This is a genomic window from Clostridium sp. (assembly GCF_050717635.1).
GTDB lineage: Bacteria > Bacillota > Clostridia > Clostridiales > Clostridiaceae > Clostridium_AD.
On sequence record NZ_JBOITO010000013.1, the window covers coordinates 200,557 to 224,554 of the forward strand.

Genomic DNA, 23,998 nt, shown 5'->3' on the forward strand with positions numbered 1-23,998 from the left:
TTATATATTAGATGATCTACGTTTAAATATTTTCACTATTTCGTTAAATAGTAATGGCATCAATGCAAGAATGGTAACAAAGCCCCAATCCATTAAACTTAAATCGTGAACACTAAAAGCGTTTGCGAAAAATGGTATTGTTATTATAAGGTCTTGTAATACTATACCAAAAACTATAGCTCCGATTAAATATTTATTTGAAAATAAACCTATTTGGAATATGGACTTTTTACCGTTTCTCATATTTAGTGAATGAACTAGTTGGGAAACGCTAAGTACTACAAAAGCCATAGTTTGTGCATGTTCTAGTGCATCTTTTGAAAGATTTTCAGGGAATAGTGGGAATAAACTAGTGTCTCCACTATAATATTTAAAACCTACTACAAATGCTGTTAAGGTTAGTATACCTATTAAAGTTCCGTTAAGAAGTAAGTTTAAGAGTTCACCCTTAAATAAACTATCCTTTGGATTACGTGGTTTATACTTCATTACGTCAGGGTCACCAGGATCTACACCTAAAGCCAGTGCTGGAAGTGTATCTGTAATTAAGTTAATCCACAAGATATGGATAGGTCTAAGTGGCGTAGCCCAGCCTAAAAGTATGGCAAGGAATAGTGCTATAATTTCTCCAATATTACAAGAAAGGAGGAATATTATAGTTTTCTTAATGTTTGTGAAGATGTTTCTTCCTTCTCTTATTGCAGAAACAATAGTTGAAAAGTTATCGTCTACAAGGATCATATCAGCAGCACCTTTAGCTACATCTGTACCTGTTATACCCATGGCTACACCTATATCTGCCATTTTAAGTGATGGTGCATCATTTACTCCATCACCAGTCATTGATACAATATTACCTTTGGCTTTAAGTGCCTTTACAATTTTAACTTTATGTTCTGGGGAAACTCTTGCAAATACTCTTATATTATCAATTTTATTACTTAGTTCTTCCTCAGACATTTTATCCAGATCAGACCCAGACATAACGGCTAGAGGATCTTGAGTAATATTTAGTTCTTTTGCTATAGCAAAAGCTGTGTTTTTATGGTCGCCAGTTATCATTACAGTTTTTATTCCAGACTTCATGCATTCAGAAATAGAATCCTTAACTACAAGTCTTGGGGGATCTATCATACCTACAAGGCCAATAAGTATTAAATCACTTTCTAGTGAATCAATATCCACATGAGAGCTAGGTATAACTTTATAAGCTGCGCCAAGAACTCTTAGTGCATCGTCAGACATATTATAGGAAGCAGCTAATATATCTTCTTTGATTTTTGGCGTGATATCTATTATAGTGCCTTTAATATAAGCCTTACTACAGAGCTTTATAAGATTATCAATAGCACCTTTTGTCATTACATAAAATTCATTATTATATTTATTTACAGTAGACATTAATTTTCTATCTGATTCAAAAGGAACCTCTGAAGTTCTTTTATGATCTTTTTCTAATTCATCTTTAAATATGTTATAGTTGGCGCCAGCTACGAGTAGAGCAATTTCAGTTGGATCACCGGTTTTTGAGTTTTTAGAATAAGTGGCATCATTACATAAAACGAGATTTTCGAGGAGGAGCTTATGGCCATTGTCATCTATATTTAAGTTATCTATATTAGATAACGAACCATCTACATAGAATTTTGTTACAGTCATTTTATTTTGGGTTAATGTTCCTGTTTTGTCTGAGCATATAATATTTACAGAACCCAGTGTTTCAACGGCAGGTAATTTTCTAACAATAGCATTTTTCTTTATCATTTTTTGAACACCCATAGCAAGAACTATAGTTACTATTGCAGGAAGACCTTCAGGGATGGCAGCAACTGCTAAACTTATAGAAATAAGTAACATTTCTAAGAGATCCCTTTGTTGAAGAACACCAACTAAAAACATAAGAGCGCATATAAGGAGTGCACCTATTCCTAGGTATTTTCCAAGCTGGGCTAGTTTCTTTTGAAGAGGGGTCTCATTGTCTACTTTTTCATCTAACATTTTAGCTATTTTACCTATTTCAGTATTCATTCCAGTAGATACAGCTATACCTACACCTCTACCATAGGTTGCAAGTGTAGACATGAAGAGCATGTTCTTTTGATCACCCAGAGGGATATCTTCGCCTTTTAATACTAGATTAGCGTCTTTATCTACTGGTACAGATTCTCCCGTAAGCGTTGATTCTTCAATTTTTAAATTAGCTGTCTCAATAAGTCTCATATCGCAAGGAACATACCTTCCAGCGTCAATAATAATAATATCGCCAGGTACAACTTGCTCAGAGGAAATTTCTTTTAACTCTCCATCTCTTTTAACTACAGCATGGGGTGTAGATAATTTTTTTAGCGCATCTAGAGCTTTTTCTGCTTTGGATTCTTGAATAATTCCCACTGTAGCATTAATAAAGATTACAATTGCAATTATAATTGAGTCACTTATTTCACCTAGAAGACCTGATATTATTGCAGCTGCAAGTAAAATGTAAATTAAAATATCATTTAATTGGGCTAAAAAAAGAGCTAATAGAGTTTTAGGTTTTTTGCTTGCTAATTTATTTAATCCGAATTTATCTATTTTTAGTCCTGTTTCTTTTTGAGAAAGTCCTGTTACTGGATTAGTGCCTAATTCTTTTAAAACTTCCTCAATGGTTTTATTGAAAAACATGAATATCACCTCACATTTAGTATTTGTTATTATGATGTATTTTATTATATGATAGTTAAATAGGTATTAAACCATAAAATATAATACCTAAGAGGGCTGAAATCGCTATTACTAAAATTGGGTGAAGTTTATTCGTAAGTAGTAGTACCAAAACTATGATTCCAATTACTACACTTTTAATGTCTTTATAAGATTCGCGTCCTAGGGACATGAATACGGAGATTATAAGACCAATAAGAGCAGGTCTCATACCTAATAAGGCCGCTTTGAGGATATATGATTCTTTGAATTTTAACATATAGTGATTAGCTATGGAAACTAATACAAAGGAAAATGAAATTACACCTAAGGTTGCAGAAACACTACCTAATATACCAGAAACTTTGAAACCTACAAAAGTAGCTGAGTTTATAGCTATAGGGCCTGGAGTCATCTGGGATATACCTATAATATCAATAAACTCTTTAAAGGTAATCCATTTATTATTTGTTACAATTTCTCTTTCGATAAGAGGAAGCATAGCATAGCCACCTCCAAAGCTAAAAGCACCTATTTTTATGAAGGATAAATAAATTTTAATTAGAATAGACATTTACTTCACCTTCTTTCCAAGAAATATAACTCCATATAAGCCAGATAAAAGTATAACTATTACAGGGTGTACATTTAGAAACAATATACTTACCAAGGAAACTATAATTATAATAAGATTTGCATAACTTTTCTTTAGTGATTTGGATAAGCTTACCACAGCTATTAGTATAAGCATTGGTACTGCTGCAGCAATACCTTTAAAGACTAAATCTACATAATAATAATCCCTAAATTTCATAAAAAAAACAGCAATGCATAATATTATAAAAAAAGAGGGTAAAACAACTCCAAGTAGCCCAATGATAGCTCCCAGGAAACCGCTAATTCTATAACCAATAAATATGCTGCTATTAACAGCTAGTGCACCAGGGAAGGTTTGGGAAATAACAATTATATCTACAAAATCTTCTTTAGAAATCCACTGTTTTTTATTTACAACTTCAATTTCTATTAGTGGTATCATTGCGTAGCCACCGCCAAAAGTAAAAGCTCCTATTTTAAAGAAGGTCCAAAACATAGTTAATATTTTTTTCACAAAATCACCTCTAAATGTTAAATTTTCAGTCTACATATATAATATTTACCATGTAATTATACTGTTATTAAAAAAGAATGGCAAATATTTAAATAAAAATAATTAATTTCACATAAAGTTCGATATAATAGATATAAGTAAATAAATATTTAAATGAAACTTTTAGAATAATTAATATAGATATACTATGAGAGGGAAAAAATTATGGAAATATCAAGATCTAGAAGAAATTCACCTTTAGTAACAGATAAAAAAGCTGTATCTAGTAAAATGGATTTTTCTCAAAATTTTAGTTTTGCCAGGCAACAAAAGTCAGAACAGCAACTTAAGGATATAATGGATGATATAAAAAAGAAAGGAAACAGATTATGCATTACAAAATGCTTTGCAGATGTGAAAGCATACAAAAACTTAATTAGGGAATATTTGGAATCTGTTTTAAAACATATGTATGAGGTTAAAAAGGATATTAGCTTTTGGCAAACACAATACTTTATAACGGTGGATACTGTGGATACAAAACTAGAGGAACTTACGCAATTGTTACTCAGTGGCGAGAAAGAAAATCTAGACATAGCAAATACCGTTGATGAAATATCGGGACTTATTGTAGATATTTATAAGTAAAAAAAGTATATATATTCTGTAAAGGGTGATTTACAAAATATATGTACTTTATTCTGTCCTAAATGAAAGAATTAAAACTAGCATCTGAAGGCATTCTAAGATCGCCTCTAGGGGATACACTTATAGTTCCGACTTTGGGACCATCAGGTAGAGCTGAACGTTTAAACTGTTGAGTGAAAAATCTTTTTATAAATTTATCTAACCATTTGATTATTTCTTCTTCTGTATAATCATCTTTAAAAGCTTCTTTAGCTAAGAATAATATTTTATCCCGTGAGGCTCCTTGTTTCATAAAATAGTAAAGGAAAAAATCATGTAGTTCATAAGGGCCTACGATATCTTCCGTTTTTTGAGCTATTTTACCATTTTTATCTTTAGGTAAAAGTTCTGGACTTACAGGAGTATCAAGGATATCTAAAAGTATATCGGTTACTTCTTTAGAAGCTTCGTTATCTGCTACATATTTAACTAAATATCTTACTAGTGTCTTAGGAATTGAGCAATTTACAGAGTACATAGACATATGGTCTCCATTATATGTGCACCAACCTAAGGCAAGTTCAGATAAATCTCCTGTGCCGATTAGTAGCCCACCTTCTTTATTAGCAAGGTCCATAAGGATTTGTGTTCGTTCTCTTGCTTGAACATTTTCATAAGTTACGTCATGTTTTTCTACTGGGTGATTTATATCTTTAAAGTGTTGAAGACAAGCATCTACTATATTTATCTCTCTAAAATCTGTACCTAAATTTCTACATAAGTTTATTGCATTCATATAGGTTCTGTCTGTAGTTCCAAAACCTGGCATAGTAACAGTAACAATATTTTTTATTGGTATTTTTAATAAGTCAAAGGTTTTAACTATAACAAGCAAGGCTAAAGTTGAATCAAGTCCACCTGAAATACCAATTATAGCTTTATCAAGTCCAGTAAATGAAAATCTTTTTGCTAGAGCTGAGGATTGAATATTAAAAATTTCATTGCAACGTATTTCACGCAGGTGAGGATTCGATGGAACAAAAGGATGCTTATCAATCTCCCTATCAAAAATTCCATAATTTAAGCTTGAAAACTCAAAAGGAATCTCTTCTACCATAAAACCGCATGTAGAATTACTATTTTGAAAACTAGTATTTTTTAATCGTTCACTATTTAATTTATCCATATCAATAATGGAAGTAATAATTTCATTTTCTCTTTGAAATCTACTGTTTTCTTTTAGAAGTAATCCGTTTTCACTAATTAAAAGATGGCCGCTGAAAAGTAAATCTGTAGAGGATTCAAAAACACCAGAGGAGGAATATAAATAAGCACACATACATTTAGCGCTTTGAGATGAAATCAAGGATTTTCTGTAATCAGCTTTGCTAACAAGTTCATTAGAAGCAGATAAATTAGCAATTATATTTGCACCTTGAAGAGCTAAATAGCTGCTTGGAGGTATAGTTACCCAGAGATCCTCACAAATTTCAAAACCAAATTTAATATTGTTACAGGTGAATAATAAATTTGTTCCGAAAGGGATACTATTTTCAAAAGAAAGATTTACAGTTTTGTTTACAAGGCCAAGACCTTCAGTAAACCATCTCTTTTCATAGAACTCAGAATAATTAGGAATATAGCTTTTTGGTACTATTCCTAAAACGCTACCATTAAATATTACATAAGCACAATTGTATAGACAATTATTATAATAAAGTGGGGAACCTACAGCAATTAATATATCTTTGCTTTTAGAAAACTCACAAAGAGATTTAATGGCACTTTCGGATTTTTGGATTAATGTACTTTGTAGAAATAAATCTGCACAAGTGTATGCTGTTATAGAAAGCTCTGGGAAAACTATAAATTTTGATTTTTCGTCTAAAGCTTTTTCAATACAATTTTGTATGTTGTGTAAGTTAAATTCTATATCTGCTACATTTACAATTGGACAAGCAGCAGAAACTTTTATAAAAGAAGTTTGCAAACTAATTCACGACCTTTCTTTGTTTTTAAATATAGTATATGTGAAATTGATTTTTATAACAAAATATTTAATAAAATTATATCATTATCTTAACTTTATTAGTAGGGACGGTTAACAATTATTTTAATTAGTTGTTAACCGTCCCCAATCTTTTTCAAATCTTTTCCGAACCTTTTCCAAAACATTTTGAAACCTGTAAGATTTATATTATCTAATTATTCTGATATTTTTATAAAACTTTGAAATAATGAGATAATGAGAGTAAATGGAGGATAAACTATGTACAAGTCAGTAAAAGGTATGCAATAACTTATAATAGGCTTAAACAAACCTTTATTAAGTATAAAATATACTATATAATAAATTAACAACATAAAAAGTTCCCAGTGTAATATTATTACATTAAAATAGTATTATAAAATACAAAAAAGATATATAATAAAAGTGGGAACTAGGAATACTATAAATAGTAAGAGTTTATGATATTAGTTAATATTTGAAAGGGGGTACAATATGTACAACATGGACTGGATGGTATTGGTATTTTGGATAGCAGTGGCATTAGCGGCACTATATATTGACATTACGACTAGCAGTTTTTTGTTTATATGGTTTGCTATAGGTGCAATTGCAGCAATAATCGCTATGGTGTTTGGTGGATCAGTAGTTACTCAAACAATTGTCTTTGTTTCTATTAGTGCAGCGTTTATGGCTGTTGGATACCCAATAGTAAAGAAAACTATAAAGAAAACTGTAAAAAAGACATTGACTATGGAACAAGGATACGTCGGGAAAGAGTTTATAATAACAAATGATATCGATGTAACAGGAAAAGCTAAGTTTCAAGGGATTTATTGGACAGTAAAAAATGTAGGGAAACCTGTAAAGAAAGGCGACTCAGTTCAAGTTATTGGTTTAGAAGGAAATAAATTATTAATAGCGAAAGTATAAGATTTATTAAAATTTAAGGAGGAATTGTAATGGATATGGGACCAATTATTGGATTGTTTTTATTATTAATAGTAGTTATTATTATTATATCAGCTATTAAAATTGTTAATACTGGGTCAGTGATGTTAGTAGAAAGATTTGGTCAGTTTCAAAGGGTGCTGGAGCCAGGTTGGCATTTAACAATTCCATTTGCAGATTTTGTTCGTAGAAAAATTTCTACAAAGCAGCAAATACTAGACATACAACCACAGAATGTTATAACTAAAGATAATGTTAATATATCAATTGATAATGTTATATTTTATAAGGTAACTAACTCAAAGGATGCAGTGTACAATATTGAGGATTATAAATCAGGTATAGTGTACTCAACTATAACTAATATGAGAAATATTGTGGGAGATATGACACTGGATGATGTATTATCAGGAAGAGACAGAATAAATTTAAGACTACTTGAAATAATCGATGAAATTACTGATGCTTATGGAATAAAAATATTGTCTGTAGAAATTAAAAATATTATTCCACCATCTGAAATTCAACAAGCTATGGAAAAACAAATGAGAGCAGAGAGAGATAAGAGAGCGTTTATTCTTACAGCAGAAGGTGAAAAACAAAGTCAAATTGAAAGAGCAGAAGGACATAAGCAAGCTCAGATATTAAATGCTGAAGCAGAAAAACAAGCAAATATAAGACGAGCAGAAGGAATGAAAGAATCTCAACTTCTTGAAGCAGAAGGTAAGGCTAAAGCTATATTAGAAATTGCAATCGCTGAAGCAGACGCAATAAGAAGAATAAATTCAGCTATTATAGAATCAGGTACAAACGAAACAGTAATAGCATTAAAACAAATTGAAGCACTTAAAGAGATGGCAAAAAATCCAGCTAATAAACTTATACTTCCCAATGAAACATTGTCAAGTTTAGGTAGTATATCTGCTATAGCTGAAATGCTAAAAATGACTAAGAATGTTGAAAATAAACCATTAGAAAAAAAATCAATATAAAAAGAAAGCCTGAGCGATCAGGCTTTCTTTTTATATTTTGAATGTGTTTTATTGTTTTTTTTCTGAACCGAATATCCAAACTTTCCTAGTGGTTTAGAATTAACACTAAAATATTCACCGTGGGAATAAGTTATAAGATCTGCTTTTTCAAAATGAATTTTTCCGTTAGTATCTATTAAATTATTATCCACATGGGTATTAACAATTTCAGCCAAAAATAAATCGTGGGTACCCAGTGGTGTAACGCTTTTAACTACACATTCTAGAGATATTGGGCACTTAGAAATTAAAGGAGAAATTACATCTTTGCTGTTTTCAGTAGTGAAATTCATTTCACTTATTTTATCTATTTGCTTCCCAGATCGTACACCGCAGTAATCAACTTCTCTAACCATTTTAGAATTAGGGAGATTTACTACAAAGTCACCACTTTCTTTTATGTATTCGTATGAAAGCCTTTCAGGTCTTATGGCTACAGTTATCATTGGAGGTTTAGTACAAGCCATTCCTATCCATGCTACTGTAAAAACATTTATTTTTCCCTCTTTGTTTTTTGAGGTAATTAATACTACAGGAACAGGATTTAACATTGCACTTCCTTTAAAAATAGTTTTTGTCATATATTTTCACTCCTATATCTTTAACATATCTAGTTAGAGTATTTATTTTGATTAATCTCAACTATTATACAATACCTTATAAGATTTATAAAGTTATGAATTCAAATTAGAAGTATTTACTAGAAAAAAGTAAAAATATAAATAATTTTTGATAGTGTAATATATATATAAAAATATTAATAAAATTAAAGATGTAATATACATATATAATTATTATATATTGAAAGGCAGGAATTATTATGAATAGGAAAAAAATATTTTCAATATTATTGGCATCAACATTAACATTTACTAGCATAACTTCAACGTTTGCGAAAACTATTACTAATGCTCAACCTCAATCACAAGTTATCTCAACTGTAAACACAAACCCATCCCCAAACACAAACATTGCAGTCGATGCACTAAATGTAACAAATGTAGCCAATGCAACAATTAGTAAAGAAGAAAAGAATGTTAAAATAACAAAGGAAAAAGCAAAAAAAATTGCAAAAGGGATAATAAAAACTTATTTTAATACAGAAATAGATGAGAGTAAATTTAATACGACAAGTAATTTTAACACATCAAATTATAATGGGATTCAGAGTAGCTTTTGGGATATTAATTGGGATATGTATAATATATCAAAAAATATTAACATTAGTGTTACCTTAAATGCTGAAACTGGTGAAGTTATTGGAGCAAACAATTTTGAACGTAAGACAAATGAAGAAAATACAGTTTCAACAATAACCGCTAAGCAAGCAGGGGAAATTAGTGATAATTTTGTTAAAAAAATTCAACCTAAAAAGTATATTGAATCTATTAAAAAAGATATCAATAATTCAGGGTATTACGGACCACCTAATTATAATTTTAACTATGTAAGTAAAGTTAATGGCATAGAATTTGATGGCAATTATATTAATATAGAAGTTGACGGGGTAAAAGGTAAGGTAGTTTCTTACTATACTAATTGGGATGCGAATTTGAAATTCCCAGATATTAAAAAAACAGTAGATTCTAAAACAGCAGTTGAAGCTTTTAAAACAGAAGCTAAAATGTCTTTGAAATACATGGCTTTTGCACAAAATTATAAATATTTTGAAAATAAAAGAGAGGTAAAATTATTATATGTTCCAGAATACAGTAAAGGGAATATGTTAGATGCTAAGGATGGTAAGTTTATGGACCCCTTTAATAATGGTAACGGAAGTGTAATAAAAGACTTAAATAAGAAAGATAAATCAGACTTTTATAATAAAGTAAAAGTGGTTACCGTTAGGAAAAAGGCAATAGAAGAAGATGAAGCAGAAACTATAATAAAAAGATTTATAGATGCGATTTATGGTAAGGACTATGTAATTCAAGGGTTATCATATCAAGAAAATATTGAAGGCTCTAGTAGTCCTAGTAATAAAACTTGGAATGCATCTTTTAATAAGGGAGAGACAGGAAAATACAACGAAGGTGGGAATATATCAATAGATGCTTTAACTGGAGGAATAGTAGACTTTTATAAATATTCTAATGAAGAGTATAATGGTAGTGAAAAATTTGAAGCTAAATTATCTTGGGATGAAGCATATGCTAAGGCACTTGATACAGTTGCAAAATATTATCCGGACAAAGTAAAACAAATAAAAACAGAGCAAATTCATTATAACTCTAGTGATTACGATAAAATGGCGGAAAGAAATCATTATTTCAACTTTACAAGATTAGAGAATGGTATAGAATTTAATGAAAACAGTGTTAATGTTGGTTTCAGCGCTGTAACTGGCGATATGAATAGTTTAAATTGTAATTGGGATAGAACCATTAAATTCCCAGAAATTAAAAATGTCATCAGCGTGAAAAATGCAAGTGATTTAATGTTTAGTAAGTATAAACCAGTGCTGGTCTATACACAAATAAATAAAAGTACTAATATAAAAAAACCGGAATTAGAAATGAAACTTGCTTATAAATTAAGTGATAACAAAGGAATATATGAGTATACAAATATTGATGCTCTTACTGGTAAATTATTAAATTACAATGGTGAAAGTGTCGATCAAAATGTAGAGTTGTTTAAAAAACAAATTAAAGGAAGTAAGGCAGAAAGAGAGTTAAGTATATTAGCATCTAAAGGATTAATAGATACTGCTGATTTTAAATTGAACAAAAAAATTACACAAATCGATTTAATTAAAATGCTAGTAAATGTAAGAGGGTATACACCATATATGGCAGAAAAAACTGCAGAATTAAAATTTTCAAATATTTCAAAGTCCAATGTAAACTATAAGTACCTGCAAATGGCAGTATCCTATGGAATAATGGAAAACTCAGAGGGAAAATTTATAGGAGATAAATTAGTTACTAAAGAAGAACTAGCTAAAACTTTAGTTAAATATACTAACTATAGTAAATTGGCTGAGCATAGTAAATTGTTTAAAGTTAGTTATAAAGATGCAACTAAAATAAGTAAGGACAATTTAGGATATGTTGCGATTGCAGAGGCTTTAGGATTTATAAAAATAGAGAATAATGAGTTTAAGCCAAAAGAAAATGTAACAATAGAACAATTAGCTGTAGGTGTATATAATGCATTTAATAACATAAGAAATACACAATACTAGAATAAGGATAAGGAACGGTAGTGCATATATTAATAATAATTTTTGGAGAATATGATATAATATAAGTACTAAGAGTAATAAACATAGGTATGGTGATAATTATGACAATATTAGGTGAAATAATATATGAAACTGGGAAAATAGTTGGGAATACTGCTGAGTATAGTATTAAAAAAACAGGAAGTATTATATCTACTATAGCAGAAATTTCAGGTAAGAATAAATTAGCGCAAAATACAGTGAAATATAGTACAATTGTCTCTAAAATGGTTGGGAAAACTACAAAAATAACCGCAGCAGTAACCGCGGTGCTAGTAGATAAAACTATTGATGGTACTGTTAATGCAGTAAAATATATTGCTGAAAATGCTGTAGAAACCAGTGTTAAAGTTTATGGGCAGTCAGATAAATTCTATGATGAAGATAAATATATAGAAGCTGATTATATAATTATAGATGAATAGTGTATAATATGTTAAAAAATATACTTTAGTGTAGTATTAGAATTTAAAAAATTTACTTTGCAAATATATATTTTAGTGTTATAATTTATAACGAGAGTAAATATGAAATATAGCTATGAGAAATGAGAGCCACACTAATGAATCTATGAATAATAGATTTATACGGTGTGGTTTTTTGTATTTTAATTCTAAAACTAAAAACAGTGCAAATAAAACTAAAAAATAGTGAATATAAGGTATAATTAATATGTGTGATATTTTTAGTTTACTATAAAGTTATTATTACAAATTAATAAATAGGGGGATTGGGTTATGAGAGCAGAAAACTTTACTTTTGTGGATGAGAGTGATTTAACTATATTTGTATACAAATGGTTACCGGATGAGAATGTGAAAGTTAAGGGTATAATTCAGATAGCACATGGGATGGCAGAAACAGCAGTAAGATATCAAGGGTTTGCAAATGCCTTAACGAATGAGGGGTTTATTGTTTACGCCAATGACCACAGAGGACATGGGAAGACTGCTGGTGCAATTGAAAAACTAGGAGACTTAGGCGAAGATGGTTTTAACTCAATGGTTGAAAATATGCATGGACTAAATAAAATAATTAAAGAAGAAAATTCTAACTTGCCTGTACTCTTATTTGGGCATAGCATGGGATCTTTTTTAACACAAAGATATATATGTTTATATGGAAGTGAATTAAGGGGTGCAATTCTTTCGGGATCTTGTGGAAAGCAGGGAATTATTATAGATATAGCTAGACTAATAGCTAAAGGAGAAATTCGAAAAATAGGAAGAAGTGGCAAAAGTAACAAATTAGATAAATTATCTTTTGGGAGCTATAATAATTCTTTTAAGCCAAATAGAACAGCTTTTGATTGGTTGTCTAGGGATAACAAAGAAGTGGATAAATATATAGCGGATCCATTTTGTGGAACGGTTTTTACAGCAGGTTTTTTTTATGACTTTTTAGGTGGGATTAAGAGTATAGCGGATAATACGCAAATTAATAGAGTTCCAAAAGATTTACCTATATATATTTTATCTGGAGATAAAGATCCAGTAGGAAAAAATGGCAAGGGTGTTTTAAAACTTTATAATACTTATAAAGAACATGGAATCGTGGATTTAACTTATAAACTTTATAAAGATGGAAGACATGAGAGTCTTAATGAAATTAATAAGGAAGAAGTGATTTTAGATATAATAAAATGGCTTAATTTGCATGTGAATATGTAGTTTAATAAAAAAAGAGGCGATGACCTAGCCATCGCCTCTTTTAAATTTGATGTTTTATTTCCTAGGTTCATAGTTTTTCATTTTTTGATACTTACGATTAACATAATGAGTATGGAGTAAATCTTTAGCTTTTTCTCCATAAGGTTCTCCTAAGTATTCATTATAAAGCTTTAGAATAGAGGGGTTTTCATGAGATTTTTTTATGGCTTTATTTTTATCTTCTTTATATATAGCATCTATTCTCTTTTGGAGTATATCACTATTACCGTAAATATAGGGTTGCCCACCACCACCAATGCAACCACCTGGACATGCCATGATTTCGATTATATGATAGGTAGATTCACCACTTTTTATGGATTCAAGTAGTTTTCTTGCATTACCTAGCCCATTGGTTACTGCTACATTTACGTTCATGTCTTTTATCTTAATAGTTGCTTTTTTAGTACCTTCAAGTCCTCTAATCGAGTGGAATTGTAACGCTGGACCAGTTTCACCTGTAATCCACTCATAAGCAGTACGGACAGCGGCTTCTAAAACTCCACCAGAAGCTCCGAAAATAACTCCAGCTCCGGTGGATTCTCCTAATGGATCATCAAAATTACCATCTTCTAAAGAGGTAAATTCAATACCCGCCTCTTTAATCATTTTTGCCAGTTCCCTAGTGGATATTACAATATCTACATCTCTTAAATTATCATGCTTTAGCTCATCTCTAGCTGCTTCATATTTCTTTGCAAGGCAAGGCATAACAGATACTACTATCATTTTTCTTGGATCAATATTCATTTTTTCTGCAAAATATGTTTTGGCTATAACTCCAAACATTTGGTGAGGCGATTTACAAGTTGAAGGAATATCTAGCATTTCAGGGTAGTCATGTTCTAACATATTTATCCATGCTGGGCAGCAGCTTGTGAGTATAGGGAGTGTACCACCATGTTCTAGCCTATGTACAAGTTCACTAGCTTCTTCCACTATAGTTAAGTCAGCTGCAAAGTCTGTATCAAAAACATAATCAAAACCTAGAGCACGCAAGGCAGATACCATTTTACCAGTAACTAGAGTGCCAGGTTCTAAACCAAAGGATTCTCCAAGAGCAGCTCTTATGGCCGGTGCAGTTTGTACTACCACAATTTTATCAGGGTCGGCTATAGCGTCCCATACATCGTTCATGAAATGTACTTCTGTTAATGCTGCAGTTGGGCATACAGCAACACACTGGCCACAGAAAGTACAGTTGGTTTCAGCTAAGGGTGCGTTAAAAGCAGGGGCTACATTGGTTATAAAACCTCTGTTAATTCCAGACAGTACATTACAGGTTTGAACTTCATTACACATAGTTTCACAACGCCGGCACAAAACACATTTGTTTAAGTTTCTAATAATAGAATAACTTGAGTTGTCTACATCATAATGGGACATTTTACCTTCGTATTTAATTTCTCGAATGTCAAGCTCTGCAGCAAGCGATTGAAGCTCACACTGAAGATTTTTCTCGCATAATAAACATTCTTTAGGATGATTAGATAGAAGGAGCTCAACTATTGCTCTACGTGATTTTATAGCCCTAATAGAATTTGTTATTACAACCATTCCATTAGTTACAGGAGTGGAACATGCAGGAGCTAAATTCCTACGTCCTTCCACCTCTACAACGCATACTCTGCAAGAGCCAGGGTCATTTATAGTTCTGTCATCATGAAGCTTAAAGTGACATAGTGTTGGTATATGAATATTAAGGCTTTCTGCAGCAGTTAGTATAGTAGTACCCTCTGCTGCTTTAGTTTCTATACCATTTATAGTTAAAGTTACTGAGTTCAAATTTATCACCTCTCTTTTGTATTACTTTCGTATTATGGCATTTACAGGGCATACTTCATAACATGAACCACATTTAATACATCTATTCTGGTCAATAATATGTAGCTCTTTAACTTTTCCACTTATACAGGTAACGGGGCAAATTTTAGCACATCGGGTACAACCTATACATTTATCTGTAATGTCATACATTAACAAGTCTTTACATACTCCAGCAGGGCAGTGATGATCTTTTACGTGAGCATTAAATTCCTCTTCAAAATACTTTAAATTACTTAGAATGGGATTTGGAGATGTTTGGCCAAGACCACAAAGGGAAGTATCTTTTATAATTTTACCAAGTTCCCGTATATTAGATATATCTCTTTGTGTAGCAGTACCTTTTGTTATTTTTTCGGCTATTTCGTACAGTCTAGTATTTCCTATTCTACAAGGAGTACATTTACCACAGGACTCTTCTAAAGTAAATTGAAGATAGAATTTTGCAATATCCACCATGCAATTATCTTCGTCCATTACAATCATTCCACCGGAGCCCATCATGGATCCTATGGAATTTAGGGATTCGTAGTCTATGGGCGTATCTAAAAGTGAGGCAGGAATGCATCCGCCAGAAGGTCCGCCAGTCTGAACTGCCTTGAATTTACGTCCATTTTTAATACCTCCACCAATATCATATATGATTTCACGGAGTGTAGTTCCCATTGGAACTTCGACGAGTCCCACATTATTTATTTTTCCTGCAAGAGCGAAAACTTTAGTTCCTTTAGAAGTTTTTGTTCCTATAGAGCTAAACCACTTTGCGCCATTATTTATAATTGCAGGTATTAGGGCGAAGGTTTCTACATTGTTAACGGAGGTTGGTTTATCCCAAAGACCACTCTGAGCTGGGAAGGGAGGCTTGTTAGTTGGTTCGCCACGATATCCTTCAATAGACTGAATAAGAGCAGTTTCTTCTCCACAAACAAAGGCACCTGCACCATATTTTAAGTACACATCGAAGTTAAAGTTAGTTCCTAAAATATTGTTACCCAAAAGACCATACGAGCGGGCCTGATTAATAGCTATTTTAAGTCTATCAATGGCTAAGGGATATTCAGCTCTTATGTATATGTAACCAATAGAGGCACCTATAGAGTATCCAGCGATAGCCATGGCTTCTAGTACGCTGTGAGGATCACCTTCTAGTATGGAACGATCCATAAAAGCACCAGGATCTCCTTCATCTGCATTACATATAATATACTTTTGATCTGCTTTATAGCTCTTAGCAAAAGACCACTTTTTACCTGTAGGGAAACCACCGCCTCCACGTCCACGAAGCCCAGAATCAGAAATTAGACCAATAATATCATCTTGGGACATGGAAGTAATCACTTTACCAAGCGCCATGTAACCTTGTTCAGCAATTGATTCTCTTATATCTTCAGGATTAATAAGACCGCAATTTCTAAGTGCAATTCTGTGTTGTTTTTTATAAAAGGACATTTCATCTTGCCTTTTAACCTTTTGCTTTAGAGTTGGTTCTTCGTATAATAACCTTTCGATTACGTTACCTTTAAGTAAATGTTGTTGTACTATATCCTCTGTATCCTCAGGTTTTACTTGAATATAAAACACATTATCAGGGTCTATTTTAACAATAGGACCTTTTTCGCAAAAACCAAAACAACCGGTTATATGTACTTTTACTTCTTGGCCCAGGCCTGCTTCTTTAATTTTTGTATTCAAGTTATCAATAATAAGTGCACTATCAGAAGACTGGCAACCGGTTCCACTGCAGACTAATATATCACGGTTACATCTAGTGTGTTCCACACTTAATTCCTCTTTATGAGAAAATTTTCTAAGGCCTAATAGTTTAGTGAAATCCTCATGAGCTTTTGCAAGTTCCTTAAAAGAATTTATTTTATTCAAGGTTAAATCCTCCTCACTTATTTTTAATCTGAGTACTCTTCTAAAATTTTAATTACATCATTGGTTTTAAAATGACCATAAACTTTACCGTTAACAGTCACCACTGGAGCAAGTCCGCAGGCACCGATGCATCTAAGAGTTTCGATAGTATATTTTTTATCCGGTGTAGTTTCTCCAGCAGATATTTTGAGCCTTCTTTCAAATTCACCTAGTATATCTGCTGCTCCTCGCACAAAGCAAGCGGTTCCAGTGCATACATTTATAACATATTTACCTCTAGGAACCGTAGTGAAGTATGAGTAAAAAGTTACAACTCCATATACTGAAGCAGTAGGTACATGCAATTTTTCTCCAACAAAATCCTGAACTTCATCAGGCAGGTAGCCAAATATTTGTTGCGCCTTATGTAAGACTTCAATTAGAGAGCTACGGTCATTAGGTACAGTTTCTATAAAATCTTCTAACTTTATAAATTTTTCATTAGACAAGTTTTCTGAGCACACTATATAAGTCTCCTTTCTATTTTACAGGGTATACAATAATTATTAATCTCAAGAAAATATTAGGTAAACACCAATTACTAGTATTTCCAATATGTAAGAAAATATCCTAATGAAAATAATTAAAGCCTCACTTTCTGTGAGGCTTACGAGAATTTTATATTTACAAAAGAAGAAATTCTAAATAGTATTTAGGATGTATGGAGAGAAAAACGGGCTTATCATTTAAATGGTTATTAGTTCTTCCGGTATTTGCATGAACCATGAGAACAATTCAACATCAATGCTACCATTAAAATCTTTTTCTACTGGTTTAATCATGTCTGTTCGACTTTCAAATCCATTAGTTCCAAGTTTTTTGTCCGATGTAAAACACATACCGAATGAAGAATCTTTACGTATTGGTCTTTCATCCAAGTATTCTTTGGAATAAAAGTTGAGTTGCACATTATTCTCGCTTTCATATTCAAGCATGGCTAAGTTCATTCCTTTTGGACAAATTTCACCCAGATTATTTAGATAGTCCTCTTTCATTTGAGCAATCTGTTCTTTTGGAAAATTTGGCATACGCTCATGCTTAAAAATACGATTTGCATCTTCCCAGATATCATAATGCTCTATTTTATCAATATAATAAATGTGGTTTTTCTTTTCTATAGAGTCGTAGAAATGAAATTTAGTACCTTTTTCTATTTCACCGAAATTTAAGCGTATTGGCTGATTTATTAGAACCTGCTTACACTCTGTACTAATTTTTAAAGTAATATCTAATTTTTTTGACAAATCTATTGTAGGAAACTTTTCGCTTTCATTTTGCACATAAGTTGCTATAACTATATTAGCTAAATTAATTTCATCCCAATTTGTTGTAACCATTCCATTATCGATAAAATGCTGTAGTTGCATATACCCTTTATAATCTATATCACACATAGGACTTGCGCTTGAAGATATAAATGTCAGCTTATGATTTTGAATCATTATTTCAGATATATAGATATTTGGCGGAGAATTTATTTCTTTACTAATATTATTAATCATTTCATCACGGTTGGAGGTGTAATCTGTTTTTTCTTCTAAATCTATTCCTTCATAAGTTGCGCAAGGCAATTGATACATTGCCCATAATACATTCCTGTGTTCTTCAGAAGTTATAGAAATTAGCTGGACGTCAATGCCCCTGATTTTTACAGCTTTATTCAAGAAAATTTCTTTGATAGGTAAAAGCATATTTTGTTTTAAATCTTTTAAAAGCATAGTTTATCTCCTTTATCAAATATAAATAGTATTTTAAATATAGCAAAATAATAATGGAAAAGAAGAGGTTCTATATGTAACTTATATAGGTTTACATATGGTTAACCATACCTAAAATAAAAGAAATGACCCATATAATCCATGCAAACGAGCTATATTTGTAGAATTGACTTAACAAGTTTTTGTTTTTTTTATTTAATATAATTATAGAGCAAATGGCATTAATTAGCATAAGAACTAATGCAATATATCCCAATATACCATGTAAATTAATTGTATTCTTACTTCCAGAAAGATTATACATTATAATAGTACTAGCCAAATCAAAAATGAAGCCTATACAAAACATAATGGTATGCCAACGCAGCAAAGTTTTTTGTTTAAATTCATTTAAAATAGAAATCGTATAAATAATAAATGCTAAATTTATTAAAATCACTGAAAAAACTAACATTTTTTATTCCTCCTAAAAAATGAGATAATGGTAATGAACATATAAATTAACTTTATACTATAGTAAAGTTACTACACTACTATTATTACACTTTATAGAATAAATTGGAAACTAAATATATTTTCCCGAGTATGAATAAATACATTATTATTATGGGAATATATAAAATGCAATACACCAAACATTGTTTTTTGCATGCTTTATTATATGACTATTATCAGAGTATAAAGCTGGCTTTTCATCTGAATATTCTTTTCCCCATAATGTAGTTTTTGTAAAGCTTGAAAAACTTGTAAATAACATTTTCCACCCGTTAGACTTATGAATTTCAAAATAGCTGTCATTTACAGTGATTTGAAAATCTGAAGAATATTTAACGTTTCTTGGTTCGCCCTTCATAATGTAAAAAGTAGTACCTAATCTGCTCATTCTATATAGGTTATAACCCTTAAGTTCCATGTTTTCAAGCCATTCTTCTGTTTTATCAGGAGAATAAAACCAACCTAGTTTAATTTTTTTGATAGCTTTTCTATCTTTACGTAATTTTCTTTCTGTTTTATAATCTATTATTGTATCTTTAGGTATTGTTAAGCTTAGATTTAAATCTGATCCATTTTCTATATGAAGCTTTCTATCTGATTTATTAAGTTTTATCATAATGTAAATTAATAATATTAGAACTAATAAAATTAATGTCATTGATAATTTAGACCCTGGCATATAAGTAACATTGTAAGAATTATTGTGAAAATTAAAAAGTAGCTCGGTAAGCATAAGCATTGGCATAATTGACATCACCAACCACAACGTCAATAATGTACCTATAGAGTATTTTATAGTACGACTTCTATTTAGTAAATTTTCTCTTGAAGGATGTATTTTTATTTGAGATTCATCAGTTTCATTTGCAAGTATGGTCCATTTTGACTTTGAGCAAACACTATGCCAGCCGCTATTTAATAATGAATGTGAATCAACATTAATCCCCTTTTTATGGCGACAGATTCTATAGGTTATTTTTATTAGTTCACCTTTTTCAAAGGCAAATACTTTACTCACAGCCTTAAAATTTTTTAGGTAATAGCCTTTAGCTGACATTTTACGTAACCAATTTTCAGTTTCTATAACATCTAGACTCCAAAATGGTCTAAAAACACTCTTACTCATAAAAATCCCCCTCAAATCTTATTGCATTTTCATAAATTTCTTTTATTCTCTCTATTTCCGCAAGAATAAGTTTTTTTCCTATTTCAGTTATTTCATAGATAGTACGCCTTTTTTCATCGGAAAAAATTGAAATTACTCCCTTATTTTGAAACTTTGTAAGAGTTCCATAAACAGTTCCTGAACCTAACTTAATTTTACCATTTGTAATGTCATCAACATGTTGTATTATTGCGTAACCATGTCTAGGTTCCGTTAATGATAATAAAATATAATAAGCTGTTTCAGTCATAGGTAGGAAAGTTTTAAATAACTTATCCATATAAACACTCCTTATTTGTTTTAAGTCTAGCTATGACATGTCACGATGAGACATATCATAGCTAGACTATATCATATTAAAATAGTATTGTAAATATAAAACATGTTTTACATGATTTTATTTTACTTATGCTTATTAAAAAAAAATATTAATTGTGAGAAAAAATATTTGCATAAACATAAGTTCCGATATAAAATATATTTAACAGCATATAATAAATTCACATACTTATATGTTAAACAACCCATTTGAAAATGAGGTTAAAATAATTTAAATGGATGGTGTTATAATGAACAACATTTTAGAAATTATTAAAAATGGGACCTTGACTTATGAGCAAAAGGTACTTACTCTTGCAAGAGTTGCAGAAGACAGTATAGACGTTCTAGACATTAGTAAGGAGACTCAAAAACTTCGTGACGAGGGAATAATCTGTGATTTATTTGAAGGTCATGCTCCATATAGGCCTAGGTATATAGTACCTGATTACGAGAAGTTTATGAAAAACGGAAGTGAATTTTTAGGACTTACGGCGCCGATGGATATTTGGGAGGCTACAAATAGTTTATTAATATTATACAGACATGTACCGTCAATTACTTCATTCCCAGTCTATATAGGAAATATAGATAGTCTTTTAGAACCATTTGTAATAGATGAAAAAGAGGCTTTCCATGCCATAAAATTATTTTTAACACATATAGATAGAACTATAACAGATTCCTTTTGCCATGCCAATATAGGCCCAAAAGATAGTAAGGCTGGAAGACTAATATTAAGAGCGGAAAGGGAGCTTCAAAATGCAATTCCCAACCTAACTATGAAATATAGTACATCTACACCAGATGATTTTGCTATTGATGCAATTAATACTGCTTTAATAACTGCAAAACCAAGTTTTGCCAATCATGAAATGTTTACTGAAGAGTTTGATGGAGATTATGCTATAGCAAGCTGTTATAATGGTCTAACTATAGGTGGTGGAAGTTATACATTATCTAGATTGAATCTAGCTGGACTTTGCATTAAGGCAGAAAATATAGATGAACTTATAAATGTTATTTTACCGGATGCAGTAGAGAAAATGGTTGGTTATATGAAAGAGAGAGTTAGATTTATAGTGGAGGAAAGCGGGTTTTTCGAGACGAATTTCCTAGCAAAAGAGGGGTTAGTTAGTAAAGGTAATTTCACAGCCATGTTTGGTATGTTTGGACTAGCTGAATGTGTAAATCATTTTATTGATGCATCTAAACTGGAGAATAGATTTGGACACGGTGAGGTCGCAAATAATTTAGGTTATAGAATTATTGAAAAATTAGAAGCTGAGGTTAATAAATATAATGACCCTAATTGTAGTATATTTGGAGGGAGATATTTATTGCACGCTCAAGTTGGAATTGATTCTGATATGGGAATAAGCCCAGGATGTAGAATTCCAATTGGAGATGAACCTGAACTTTTACAGCATATAGTAGAGGCGGCTAAATTTCATAAGTTCTTCCCTTCAGGAATAGGCGATATATTTAATTTTGATAGCACTGTTAAAGCTAATCCGCAATATGTGTTAGATATTATTAAAGGGGCCATTAAGCAAAAAATGAGGTATTTTTCAGCATATTCTACTGATTGTGACGTAATAAGAATTACTGGATATCTTGTTAAAAGATCAGAGATGGAAAAATTACAAAAGGGAAAGCAGGTATTACAAGATACAGTAGCACTAGGACTTGGAGCAGCGCAAAACCAAAGGGTACTAGATCGAAAGATAAGAAAAAATGATTAAGGGATTAGTAAATCGAATTATACCTTTTAGCTCTGTGGACGGGCCAGGAAATAGGACAGCTATATTTTTGCAAGGTTGTAATTTCAACTGCTCTTATTGTCATAACCCAGAGACTATAAATGTCTGTAATAATTGCGGTGAATGTTTAAGTGCTTGCCATTACAATGCTCTTAAAATTAAAGCTAATAATGTTGTGTGGGACCCTAAGGCTTGTAGTAAATGTGATGAATGTTTAAAGATTTGCAAGAGAAACAGTTCACCTAAAGCACTTAATGTGACTGTAGATGAAGTTATCGGGGAAATAAACAAGAATAGTTCTTTCATATCTGGAATTACAGTTTCAGGTGGAGAGTGCACCCTACAAAGTGAGTTTTTAACAGATTTATTTAGAGAAGTTAAAAAGATGGGTTTAACATGTTTTATAGATACTAATGGGTCGGTGCCCTTATGGGAACATAAGGAACTAGTGGATGTTATGGATATGGCAATGGTAGATATAAAATCTTATGATAACGACGAGCACATGAAACTTACGGGCATGGGAAATGCTACTGTTATAGAAAATGTAAAATATTTAGCTGAGATAAATAAAATTTATGAAATTAGAACGGTTATTGTGCCAGAAGTTCTCGATAACTATAATAATGTAGATGAAATTAGTAAACTTCTGGTGAGCTTAAATCCCAATATAAGATATAAACTCATAAAATATAGGCATATTGGTGTACGAACTGATAAAATAAATAGTTACACGCCTGTGGATGAAACTATGAAGAAACTGGCCAGGATAGCGGAGAATAATGGTTGTAAAAATGTAGTTGTAGTATGAATATATAAACTAAAAAAACTCACAATATTGTGAGTTTTTTTAGTCTATAGATTTACTGTAAATTATATGATAATATAGTTATAATATGTTATTTTAAAATTCATAATTTATTTAAAAATACTGGGAATACTATAACTTTAACAAAGCATATGTTTATTTTATGGTTTGATTTATTAAAATAGGGAGGTAGGGATGAAGAGAGTATATCGATTATTATTTGGTCTACATATATTTGTAGGAATAGGTGGGATGATGGGAGGCCTAGCAGCCATTACTAATCCTGATCAGCCGCTTGGAGTACCAATTGAGATTTTAAAAAATTCACCATTTAGTAATTTTCTCATACCTGGAATTATCTTATTTACTATAATTGGTCTTGGGAATGTTATTAGTGCTTATATGTTTCATTTCAATTCAAAATTTCAAGGGTATATAAGTAGCGTTTTTAGCTTTGCTTTAGTCATTTGGATTATAGTACAATGCATAATGCTTAGTACGATTGTCTTCTTACACAGTTTATTTTTTACAATCGGATTAATTCAGGCTGGTTTATCATTGATTATTTTGTTTGAGCAGCATTTGTTTCCAGCAAATTTAATTTTAAAATGTTATAAAGGAATAAATAAGAGATTTAGTGAAATAAATTTATAAAGAAAGAAGGTA

Annotated in this window: 21 protein-coding genes; 9 read left to right on the forward strand and 12 right to left on the reverse strand. The window is 31.1% G+C overall.

Going from position 1 to position 23,998, the window contains the following annotated elements:
* Genes ACREWB_RS06900 through ACREWB_RS06910 form a run of 3 tightly spaced genes read right to left on the reverse strand, consistent with a single transcriptional unit; the run spans position 1 to position 3,793 of the window.
* On the reverse strand, positions 1–2,664 hold the full coding sequence (locus ACREWB_RS06900; RefSeq protein WP_431546727.1) for a cation-translocating P-type ATPase: 2,664 nt from the start codon (positions 2,662–2,664) through the stop codon (positions 1–3).
* A gap of 55 nt (positions 2,665–2,719) precedes the next feature.
* Complete coding sequence (locus ACREWB_RS06905) at positions 2,720–3,256, reverse strand: chromate transporter (protein WP_431546728.1); 537 nt, start codon at positions 3,254–3,256, stop codon at positions 2,720–2,722.
* The gene (locus ACREWB_RS06910) at positions 3,257–3,793 is read right to left on the reverse strand and encodes a chromate transporter (RefSeq protein ID WP_431546729.1); all 537 of its coding nucleotides are present in this window, start codon (positions 3,791–3,793) and stop codon (positions 3,257–3,259) included.
* Positions 3,794–3,997: 204 nt separating this feature from the next.
* Between ACREWB_RS06910 and ACREWB_RS06915 the strand changes: the two genes are divergently transcribed.
* The gene (locus tag ACREWB_RS06915; RefSeq protein WP_431546730.1) at positions 3,998–4,420 is read left to right on the forward strand and encodes a YaaR family protein; all 423 of its coding nucleotides are present in this window, start codon (positions 3,998–4,000) and stop codon (positions 4,418–4,420) included.
* 58 nt (positions 4,421–4,478) lie between these two features.
* Here the strand turns inward: ACREWB_RS06915 and ACREWB_RS06920 are convergent, their stop codons facing one another.
* On the reverse strand, positions 4,479–6,389 hold the full coding sequence (locus ACREWB_RS06920; protein WP_431546731.1) for an NAD(+) synthase: 1,911 nt from the start codon (positions 6,387–6,389) through the stop codon (positions 4,479–4,481).
* Positions 6,390–6,902: 513 nt separating this feature from the next.
* Here ACREWB_RS06920 and ACREWB_RS06925 point away from each other — a divergent pair.
* Positions 6,903–7,340, forward strand: coding sequence for an NfeD family protein (locus tag ACREWB_RS06925; RefSeq protein ID WP_431546732.1), 438 nt, complete (start codon positions 6,903–6,905; stop codon positions 7,338–7,340).
* A gap of 35 nt (positions 7,341–7,375) precedes the next feature.
* Positions 7,376–8,350 (forward strand): SPFH domain-containing protein, encoded by a 975-nt coding sequence (locus ACREWB_RS06930; protein ID WP_431547159.1) that lies wholly within the window; start codon positions 7,376–7,378, stop codon positions 8,348–8,350.
* Positions 8,351–8,367: 17 nt separating this feature from the next.
* Here the strand turns inward: ACREWB_RS06930 and ACREWB_RS06935 are convergent, their stop codons facing one another.
* Entirely contained in the window at positions 8,368–8,970 is a 603-nt protein-coding gene (locus tag ACREWB_RS06935) for a flavin reductase family protein (protein WP_431546733.1), read from the reverse strand.
* 239 nt (positions 8,971–9,209) lie between these two features.
* Here ACREWB_RS06935 and ACREWB_RS06940 point away from each other — a divergent pair, with 239 nt between their 5' ends.
* From ACREWB_RS06940 to ACREWB_RS06950, 3 genes are all read left to right on the forward strand, one after another.
* Positions 9,210–11,576 carry a YcdB/YcdC domain-containing protein gene (locus ACREWB_RS06940; protein WP_431546734.1) on the forward strand — a complete coding sequence of 789 codons (2,367 nt, stop codon included), beginning with the start codon at positions 9,210–9,212 and terminating at the stop codon, positions 11,574–11,576.
* A gap of 101 nt (positions 11,577–11,677) precedes the next feature.
* Positions 11,678–12,040, forward strand: a complete 363-nt coding sequence (locus tag ACREWB_RS06945; RefSeq protein ID WP_431546735.1) for a hypothetical protein — start codon at positions 11,678–11,680, stop codon at positions 12,038–12,040.
* 312 nt (positions 12,041–12,352) lie between these two features.
* The gene (locus ACREWB_RS06950; RefSeq protein ID WP_431546736.1) at positions 12,353–13,285 is read left to right on the forward strand and encodes an alpha/beta hydrolase; all 933 of its coding nucleotides are present in this window, start codon (positions 12,353–12,355) and stop codon (positions 13,283–13,285) included.
* A 54-nt stretch (positions 13,286–13,339) separates the two neighbouring features.
* Here the strand turns inward: ACREWB_RS06950 and ACREWB_RS06955 are convergent, their stop codons facing one another.
* From ACREWB_RS06955 to ACREWB_RS06985, 7 genes are all read right to left on the reverse strand, one after another.
* A complete protein-coding gene (locus tag ACREWB_RS06955; RefSeq protein WP_431546737.1) occupies positions 13,340–15,109 on the reverse strand; it encodes an NADH-dependent [FeFe] hydrogenase, group A6 in 1,770 nt (589 codons plus the stop codon).
* 21 nt (positions 15,110–15,130) lie between these two features.
* Positions 15,131–17,026, reverse strand: a complete 1,896-nt coding sequence (locus tag ACREWB_RS06960) for an NADH-ubiquinone oxidoreductase-F iron-sulfur binding region domain-containing protein (protein WP_431546738.1) — start codon at positions 17,024–17,026, stop codon at positions 15,131–15,133.
* A 23-nt stretch (positions 17,027–17,049) separates the two neighbouring features.
* Positions 17,050–17,529: an NADH-quinone oxidoreductase subunit NuoE family protein gene (locus tag ACREWB_RS06965; RefSeq protein WP_431546739.1), complete on the reverse strand. Its 480-nt coding sequence runs from the start codon at positions 17,527–17,529 to the stop codon at positions 17,050–17,052.
* A 222-nt stretch (positions 17,530–17,751) separates the two neighbouring features.
* Complete coding sequence (locus ACREWB_RS06970; protein ID WP_431546740.1) at positions 17,752–18,783, reverse strand: hypothetical protein; 1,032 nt, start codon at positions 18,781–18,783, stop codon at positions 17,752–17,754.
* A gap of 91 nt (positions 18,784–18,874) precedes the next feature.
* Positions 18,875–19,237, reverse strand: coding sequence for an HsmA family protein (locus tag ACREWB_RS06975; RefSeq protein WP_431546741.1), 363 nt, complete (start codon positions 19,235–19,237; stop codon positions 18,875–18,877).
* Positions 19,238–19,387: 150 nt separating this feature from the next.
* Positions 19,388–20,404 carry a DUF2812 domain-containing protein gene (locus ACREWB_RS06980; protein ID WP_431546742.1) on the reverse strand — a complete coding sequence of 339 codons (1,017 nt, stop codon included), beginning with the start codon at positions 20,402–20,404 and terminating at the stop codon, positions 19,388–19,390.
* Positions 20,397–20,723 carry a PadR family transcriptional regulator gene (locus ACREWB_RS06985; protein ID WP_431546743.1) on the reverse strand — a complete coding sequence of 109 codons (327 nt, stop codon included), beginning with the start codon at positions 20,721–20,723 and terminating at the stop codon, positions 20,397–20,399. Before ACREWB_RS06985 ends, ACREWB_RS06980 begins: the two co-directional genes overlap by 8 nt.
* Before the next feature lie 289 nt (positions 20,724–21,012).
* On the opposite strand from ACREWB_RS06985, the gene ACREWB_RS06990 reads away from it, so the two are divergent.
* The 3 genes from ACREWB_RS06990 (at position 21,013) to ACREWB_RS07000 (ending at position 23,986) form a co-directional block, all read left to right on the forward strand.
* The gene (locus ACREWB_RS06990; RefSeq protein ID WP_431546744.1) at positions 21,013–22,506 is read left to right on the forward strand and encodes a YjjI family glycine radical enzyme; all 1,494 of its coding nucleotides are present in this window, start codon (positions 21,013–21,015) and stop codon (positions 22,504–22,506) included.
* On the forward strand, positions 22,499–23,335 hold the full coding sequence (locus ACREWB_RS06995; RefSeq protein WP_431546745.1) for a YjjW family glycine radical enzyme activase: 837 nt from the start codon (positions 22,499–22,501) through the stop codon (positions 23,333–23,335). Before ACREWB_RS06990 ends, ACREWB_RS06995 begins: the two co-directional genes overlap by 8 nt.
* 192 nt (positions 23,336–23,527) lie before the next feature.
* On the forward strand, positions 23,528–23,986 hold the full coding sequence (locus tag ACREWB_RS07000; protein WP_431546746.1) for a hypothetical protein: 459 nt from the start codon (positions 23,528–23,530) through the stop codon (positions 23,984–23,986).
* Positions 23,987–23,998 lie beyond the last annotated feature (12 nt).

Excerpts from the sequence above, each read along its gene's own strand:
- ACREWB_RS06900 (WP_431546727.1), bottom strand. The coding sequence starts at position 2,664 with ATGTTTTTCAATAAAACCATTGAGGAAGTTTTAAAAGAATTAGGCACT.
- ACREWB_RS06905 (WP_431546728.1), bottom strand. The coding sequence starts at position 3,256 with ATGTCTATTCTAATTAAAATTTATTTATCCTTCATAAAAATAGGTGCT.
- ACREWB_RS06915 (WP_431546730.1), top strand. The coding sequence starts at position 3,998 with ATGGAAATATCAAGATCTAGAAGAAATTCACCTTTAGTAACAGATAAA.
- ACREWB_RS06925 (WP_431546732.1), top strand. The coding sequence starts at position 6,903 with ATGTACAACATGGACTGGATGGTATTGGTATTTTGGATAGCAGTGGCA.
- ACREWB_RS06930 (WP_431547159.1), top strand. The coding sequence starts at position 7,376 with ATGGGACCAATTATTGGATTGTTTTTATTATTAATAGTAGTTATTATT.
- ACREWB_RS06935 (WP_431546733.1), bottom strand. The coding sequence starts at position 8,970 with ATGACAAAAACTATTTTTAAAGGAAGTGCAATGTTAAATCCTGTTCCT.
- ACREWB_RS06940 (WP_431546734.1), top strand. The coding sequence starts at position 9,210 with ATGAATAGGAAAAAAATATTTTCAATATTATTGGCATCAACATTAACA.
- ACREWB_RS06945 (WP_431546735.1), top strand. The coding sequence starts at position 11,678 with ATGACAATATTAGGTGAAATAATATATGAAACTGGGAAAATAGTTGGG.
- ACREWB_RS06950 (WP_431546736.1), top strand. The coding sequence starts at position 12,353 with ATGAGAGCAGAAAACTTTACTTTTGTGGATGAGAGTGATTTAACTATA.
- ACREWB_RS06970 (WP_431546740.1), bottom strand. The coding sequence starts at position 18,783 with ATGCTTTTAAAAGATTTAAAACAAAATATGCTTTTACCTATCAAAGAA.
- ACREWB_RS06975 (WP_431546741.1), bottom strand. The coding sequence starts at position 19,237 with ATGTTAGTTTTTTCAGTGATTTTAATAAATTTAGCATTTATTATTTAT.
- ACREWB_RS06980 (WP_431546742.1), bottom strand. The coding sequence starts at position 20,404 with ATGAGTAAGAGTGTTTTTAGACCATTTTGGAGTCTAGATGTTATAGAA.
- ACREWB_RS06985 (WP_431546743.1), bottom strand. The coding sequence starts at position 20,723 with ATGGATAAGTTATTTAAAACTTTCCTACCTATGACTGAAACAGCTTAT.
- ACREWB_RS06990 (WP_431546744.1), top strand. The coding sequence starts at position 21,013 with ATGAACAACATTTTAGAAATTATTAAAAATGGGACCTTGACTTATGAG.
- ACREWB_RS06995 (WP_431546745.1), top strand. The coding sequence starts at position 22,499 with ATGATTAAGGGATTAGTAAATCGAATTATACCTTTTAGCTCTGTGGAC.
- ACREWB_RS07000 (WP_431546746.1), top strand. The coding sequence starts at position 23,528 with ATGAAGAGAGTATATCGATTATTATTTGGTCTACATATATTTGTAGGA.